Source organism: Streptomyces sp. NPDC031445 (genome assembly GCF_055581365.1).
In genome coordinates, this window is sequence record NZ_JBVIJO010000031.1 from 21,965 (window position 1) to 27,964 (window position 6,000).

Annotated in this window: 4 protein-coding genes; 1 reads left to right on the plus strand and 3 read right to left on the minus strand. The window is 71.6% G+C overall.

Annotation, left to right across the window (positions count from 1 at the left end):
• Positions 1-414: 414 nt before the first annotated feature.
• Complete coding sequence (locus ACZ5DC_RS39730; RefSeq protein ID WP_468661222.1) at positions 415-2,367, minus strand: LamG-like jellyroll fold domain-containing protein; 1,953 nt, start codon at positions 2,365-2,367, stop codon at positions 415-417.
• Between the two features lie 225 nt (positions 2,368-2,592).
• On the minus strand, positions 2,593-3,342 hold the full coding sequence (locus tag ACZ5DC_RS39735) for a lysophospholipid acyltransferase family protein (protein ID WP_468661224.1): 750 nt from the start codon (positions 3,340-3,342) through the stop codon (positions 2,593-2,595).
• Positions 3,343-4,114: 772 nt separating this feature from the next.
• Between ACZ5DC_RS39735 and ACZ5DC_RS39740 the strand changes: the two genes are divergently transcribed.
• Positions 4,115-4,570, plus strand: a complete 456-nt coding sequence (locus ACZ5DC_RS39740) for a MarR family winged helix-turn-helix transcriptional regulator (RefSeq protein WP_468661226.1) — start codon at positions 4,115-4,117, stop codon at positions 4,568-4,570.
• Between the two features lie 220 nt (positions 4,571-4,790).
• On the opposite strand, the gene ACZ5DC_RS39745 is transcribed toward ACZ5DC_RS39740, so the two are convergent.
• The gene (locus tag ACZ5DC_RS39745) at positions 4,791-5,690 is read right to left on the minus strand and encodes an NAD(P)-dependent oxidoreductase (RefSeq protein WP_468661228.1); all 900 of its coding nucleotides are present in this window, start codon (positions 5,688-5,690) and stop codon (positions 4,791-4,793) included.
• Between the last annotated feature and the right edge of the window lie 310 nt (positions 5,691-6,000).

Here is a 6,000-nt window from a genome sequence, read left to right on the forward strand (position 1 = left end):
GACCTCGCCCGGACCGGGGCCTCGCGCGGACCACCGCGGCCGGCGTCCGCCGGCCCGCGCGGGCAGCGGAGGACCTGACCCGGCAGGCCCCGGCCCGGCCAGGACGAGCCGGCCCACGGTCCGGGGCGCCGTCGGCCGGCTGCGAGCGGGCGCGCCCGCGGACCCCGGCCGACGGGGTGGTCCGGCCGGGCGGGGCACGAGGACACCGCGCAGGCTCGTGGCCGACGCGGGCGGTTCCCGTTCTCCAGCGGCCGACCGGCGGGGGCCCGCGGGCGCGCCCGGCCGGGACCCGTCGCGGCGAACCGGGTCACGCGGGTCCGCCGGACCCGGTCAGCCCTGCCCGGCCGTGGGGAGGATCTGGTCGATGAGGTCGGCCTCGTCCAGCAGGACAACCTTCGCGCGACGCGTAGGCGCTCACCCGGCCGTGAGGAACTCGTCCGCGGACAGGGGACGGTTGACGACGCGGATGTCACCGATGTTGCCGTGGAAGACGATGTCCACGGCGCCCGCGTACTCGTGACCGCCGACCAGCCACGGCAGCCCGAGCGAGGTGAGGCCGCTCGACACCCGGTGCGGGTTGTCGACGACCGGAGCGCCCTCGACGTACAGCTTCGTGTAGCGCCCGTCGTTGACGACCGCCAGGTGCCACCACTTCAGCTCGACCAGGCCGTGCCCCCAGTTGGTGGTCGGGTAGGTGTTGTTCAGCGGGTAGTGGTTGAACTGCGGCTCGCGGCCGTTGTTCGAGATGGAGAGCTGTACCAGGGGCTCGTCGGGGTCGGTGTTCCTGCCCTGCTTGCCGGCGGCCCCGGCGGAGCCGCGACGGCTGAGTACCGACGCGAAACCGTTCCTGCCGGCGTCCCAGTCCAGCGGCATCCGCACGAAGGCCTCGATCGTGTACCCGCCGCGGAACGTCTCCCTGTTCAGCGGCGCGTTCGCCCCGGTGCTCAGATACGCGCCGTGGAGCGGGTCGCGCCCGCCGGCGAAGTTCAGGCTGGCGTGGCCCGGCTGGTCCGGGTGGTGGTCCTGCGACCAGGTCAGCGCGTCGGCGGCCGTGCCCGGCACGGTCACCACCGTGAGGTCGTTGCCCTTGCCGGACAGGTCACGGATCGTGTGGCCGGCGGGGAGCGGGGTGCCGGGTGCGCCCTGTCCGTCGAAACGCCAGTAGGCCAGGGTGCCCTTCACGAGTTCCCCGGCGGCCGGGCGGGCGGGCCGGTCGGGTACCGGCAGGAAGCCGGAGAACCGCTTCGCGAAGTCGATCGGCACGGAGAAGTCGTCGACCGGGCCGGTGATCCGGGCGTGTTCGGCCGCCAGCTTGTTGCGTGACTCCGGGGCCTGGGCGAGGATCCACGGGTTGACGGTCTCGACGTCGATGGTGTCGCGGGCCAGGTCGAAGTGGTACAGCCGGATCATGCCGCCACCGCCGAAGTAGCGGTTCTGGTAGTTGGCGATGTGCAGGTGCACGTCGTTGCCGGCGGCGTTCTTCCTGGTCGTGCGGCCCGACGGCCAGTAGTGGCCGTTGAGGGTCAGGAAGATCTGATCGTTGTCCTTGATCAGCTTGTCCCAGATCTTCTGGCCGTAGCCGGAGAGTTCGGCGTTGTCCTCCGGATCGCCGGACTCGTACGGGAAAACGTTGTCATCGTAGGTCGAGTAGACCAGGTCGTGCGTCGTGAGGATCACGGGCATCTTCGGGTGGGACCTGATGAAGTCGCCGGCCCACGCGAAGGCCTGGTCCGTGGCCCGCCAGTCCAGGGCGAGCACCAGCCAGGAGCGGCCGGCGGCCCGGAAGACGTGTGCGGTGTTGTAGCCGGTCGGGTCCGCCCCGGCGAAGGTCTTCGAGCGCCTGAAGCGCTGCGGTCCCAAGGTCCGCAGGTACGGCGTGTCACCGCGGTCGTCCTCGCCGCTCACGTCGTGGTTCCCGGCCACCACGCTGTAGGCGGCCCCGTGCGCGTCCAGGAGGGAGAACGCCTTGTCGACCTGGTCGAACGACACCGGGTCGGCGTCCTGCGTCAGGTCGCCGAGGTGCGTCATGAACACGATGTTGTCCGTTCCGCTCCCGCTGTTGCGGATGATGTAGCGGAACGACTCCTCCTGCGGTGTCCTGTTGACGCTGTCCTGGCTGCCCCAGTACAGGAACTGCGTGTCCGGCATGACCGCGAGGGTGAACTGGAGGGCGTCGGGGTCGGGGCTCCACGTACCGGTGCCGCCGCTTCCGGCGGTGTCCGCGGCGTACGCAGCCGGTTCGCCGAGCAGGGGGGCGCCGATTCCCGCGGCCGCCGCCCCGGCGCCCGCCAGTGTCGCGTTGCGCAGGAAGCCACGCCGGCTCTGCCCGGCCGGTTCGTGTGAGGGGATGTCAGCGTCAGTGCACATGGTGTTCCTTGGCGGGTGTCGATGGAACAAACGCCACGACGCTAGTCAGAACCCGCCCGGGCCGGGCGGACATGGGGTGACGAATGCCGTACGGGTGTTCGTCCATCAGGGGAACCACCCGCCCGGCTCCGGCCGGCAGCGAAGCGCGGAGGCGTCTTCGGGAACCCGCACACGTGTCGTCATCCCTACTCGGACGTCCGGCGGCCGCTCACGCCTCCCGGCTTCTCACCCGGTGCCTTCGCGCGTCTTCCGGCGGAGCGTGTGACGTTCGGCGGGCGGCTGTTCGTCACGTATCTCCGCCAGGAGCGCGGTGATGGCGGCCATGATGTCCTCGGTGGCCGCCGCCAGTACATCGGAGGTGAGGGGCATGCCGCGGTACCGGCTGAGGTCGACGGGCGGCCCGGCCGTCACGTGGACCCGCTGGCGGGGGACCAGTCGCACCCTGCGGTTGCCGCGACCGCCGCGCGCGTACGGCGGCACGATGCGGTGGGCCCCCCACTGGGCGACCGGGATGACGGGCGCCCCGGTCGTCAGCGCGATCCGCGCCGCACCGGTCTTGCCGGTCATCGGCCACAGCCCCGGGTCGCGGGTGACGGTGCCTTCGGGGTAGACCGCGACGCACTCCCCCCTGTTGACGGCGTCCACCGCGTCCCGCAACGCGAACGCGGCGTCCGCGGTCCCGCGGTGGACCGGGATCTGGCCCGTCCTGCGCAGCACCGTGCCGACGAAGGGGATGGTGAAGAGCGACGCTTTGGCGAGCAGGCGGGGCGGCCGGCCGCTGTCGTACTGGAAGTGCCCGTAGGTGAGGGGGTCGAAGTAGGAGATGTGGTTGACGGCGGTGAGGAAGCCGCCCTCGGCGGGTATGTGCTCCCTCCCGCGCCACTCGTGTCTGACCAGAAGGAACAGCACCGGTTTCGCGATGGCTGCGGCCAGTCGGTACCAGAAGCCGTAGGGGTTGTGTGTCCTGCGGGGCACCCGCGATCCTCTTTCCTCCGTGCGGCGCGGTCCGGCCGCCTCTCGCGCGCGCGTCCGTTTCCCCGCCGCGGCCGGTCACGGCACGAGGACTCCGGTGGCGGGAAGGACGGGTTCCCGGGGCCGGGGGCCGGTCCCCGCAGGTGCCCTCGGGGGGTTTCCGGCGGACACGTGCCGCCGAGCGGAGGGAGCGCGCCGAGGCACGGACGCCGTACACCGACCCATGTGCTTGATCGTGCAATATGTTACGGCCGGTGTGTGCCGCGATCAACACCGCCGCCGGTGACACCGGGTTCCAGTCGGTACGGGCGGCGCGGCGCGGGCCAGGTCCGCACGTCTCCGAGACCGGCGGGCAGCGGGACGGGGCGCGCTGCACATCCGGATCGGCTCGCCTGCGAACGGGCTGCGCCCGATTCGGTGACCGATGCTTTTCCGTCCGACCGCGATGAAACGCCGTCCTGCCGGAGGCACGCCATAACGGGGCAATTGCTCGGCCGGCCTGTAACAGGTCCGGGCGGAAGTGGTCGACGTCGGGTACACATGGAGTTCGACGCGCACCGCCGATGTCATCGCGGTCCTCCGGCCCGAGCGCGAGGCTGCTGACACGTCGGCGGTGGCCAGAGGGCCGGTCACTGACGACGGTCATGGACGCCGGACACCCGTCCGGGACACCGCGGCGCGATGCCGACCGGGCACGTGTCTCCTGGACATCGTGAAGTAATTTTAGTTTCCTCGGCAATTTAAGCCGACCGGTTCCGGCATTTACACTGGCGCCATGGCAGACGTGACGACCATCAAGCCCTTGAACCGCGACGAGGAGGCCTTCCTACGGGCCTTGGGGAGGGTAATCACATCCCTGCCCCGGGTCGTGGACGGGGACATGCTGGAAGAGCATGCGATTTCGAGTACCGAGTACATGGTCCTCGTGCACCTCTCCGAGGCGCCGGACAACCGGATCCGGATGAGCGAGCTGGCCGGCATGTGCGGGCTGTCACTGAGCGGGATGACGAGGGTGGTGAACCGGCTGGAGGCGCAGTCGCTGGTCGCCCGTGAGAAGTCACCCGACGACGGGAGGGCCTGGCTCGCCGTTCTCACCAGTGCCGGGTGGACGCAGCTGAAGCAGGCGTGGCCCACCAATCTCGCGAGCGTACGGCGCCATGTGTTCTCGCGTCTGGAGGGCTGCGACATCGCCGCCGCCGCGAAGGTTCTGGAGCGCATAGCGTCCGTCTGACGCTCCGTTGCCCGAGCGGGCCGGTGGCGGCGATCTCGTCGCGGACGCGGGACACGGCGGCGGTGAAGCTCGCCTCCGACAGCACCCGGCGCAGCTCCGCGCGACAGCGGCGGGATCCTGTTCTCAGGACGGCAGCGCCATGCCCGCCCCTGCGGCGAACCTCCGGGCCGCACCCGGCCGGCACTGACCGCCGTCCGGCACCACGCCCCCCGCTCGCCGGTCAGTCGGTGGCCGGGTCCGGGTGGCGCAGCAGCGTACCGGCCCTTTCCTCGAGCAGTGCCACCGCCAGCAGTTCGCCGTCGACGGGCCCGTACCGTTCGAGGGCCTCCTCGTGCAGGCGCCGGACGGCGTCCGCGACGTCGTGCGGAGTGCCGCGCTGTTCCGCCAGAGCGGTGATCGCCGCCAATTGGTCGTGGATGCGGTCCAGGCCGTACGCGGGCAGGTAGTCACCGGCGAGGAGGGCGGGCAGGTCCCGGCGGACGAAGGCGGACGAGGCGGGGCCCGTGGCAAGGACGTCCGTGAGGACGCCCAGGTCGATGCCGGCGCGCCGGCCGAGCAGCAGCGCCTCCGCGGTGGCGACCGCCTGACCGAACCACAGGAGGTTCACCAGCAGTTTGGCGGTGTAGCCGGTACCGGGTCCGCCGACGTGGCTGATGCGGTCGGCGACCGCTGACAGCAGGGGACGGTGACGTTCCAGGAGGGTGGCGTCGCCTCCCGCGAAAAGCCGCAACCGCGCCGCGGCGGCGTCCGCGGGCGAGCCGCCGATGGGCGCCTCCAGGAAACCGACACCGTGCGCCGCCGCCCGCTGCCGGCAGGGGTCCGCTGCCGTAGGCGTGTTGCTGCTCATGTCGATCCACGTGGCGTGCGCGGCCAGCGCCTGGAGGACGGTGTCCCGCACGGCCGCCGTGACCTCGACCGGACCGGGCAGCACCGTGAGGAGCACGTCCGCCCCCGACGCCGCGGCCACCGCCGAGTCCGCCCACCGGGCCCCGCACGACCGGACCGCCGCCCGGCGCTCGGGCCGGATGTCGTAGGCCCGCACCTCGTGCCCGGCGAGGACGAGACGGCGGCACACCGGTTCGCCCATCCGTCCCACACCTATCAGGCAGATCGTCGACATGGGCGGATGCTATCCCGTCACCCCCTGCGGATCCGGGGGGAGGGCGAACCACGTGTGCCATCCGGTCCTCGGTGTGTGTGAGGCGGACACAGTGCGCCCGCCCGCACCTCTCGACGGCCGGCAGGCCGAGGAGCCGCCGTCGCGGGCGCGCGCAAGGGTGACGCGGTCGGCGTTCTCGGTTGACTACTAGCCGACCGGTCGACTAACTTCGAGGAAGGAAGCTTCACCCACCCCGGAGAGATGATCATGAGCACTCAGAAGGTCGCCGTCGTCACCGGTGCCTCGCAGGGCCTCGGCGCGAGCATCGTCG

What these genes read in the sequence shown, in the direction of transcription:
- ACZ5DC_RS39730 (WP_468661222.1), bottom strand. Translation starts at nt 2,367, where the DNA reads ATGTGCACTGACGCTGACATCCCCTCACACGAACCGGCCGGGCAGAGC.
- ACZ5DC_RS39740 (WP_468661226.1), top strand. Translation starts at nt 4,115, where the DNA reads ATGGCAGACGTGACGACCATCAAGCCCTTGAACCGCGACGAGGAGGCC.
- ACZ5DC_RS39745 (WP_468661228.1), bottom strand. Translation starts at nt 5,690, where the DNA reads ATGTCGACGATCTGCCTGATAGGTGTGGGACGGATGGGCGAACCGGTG.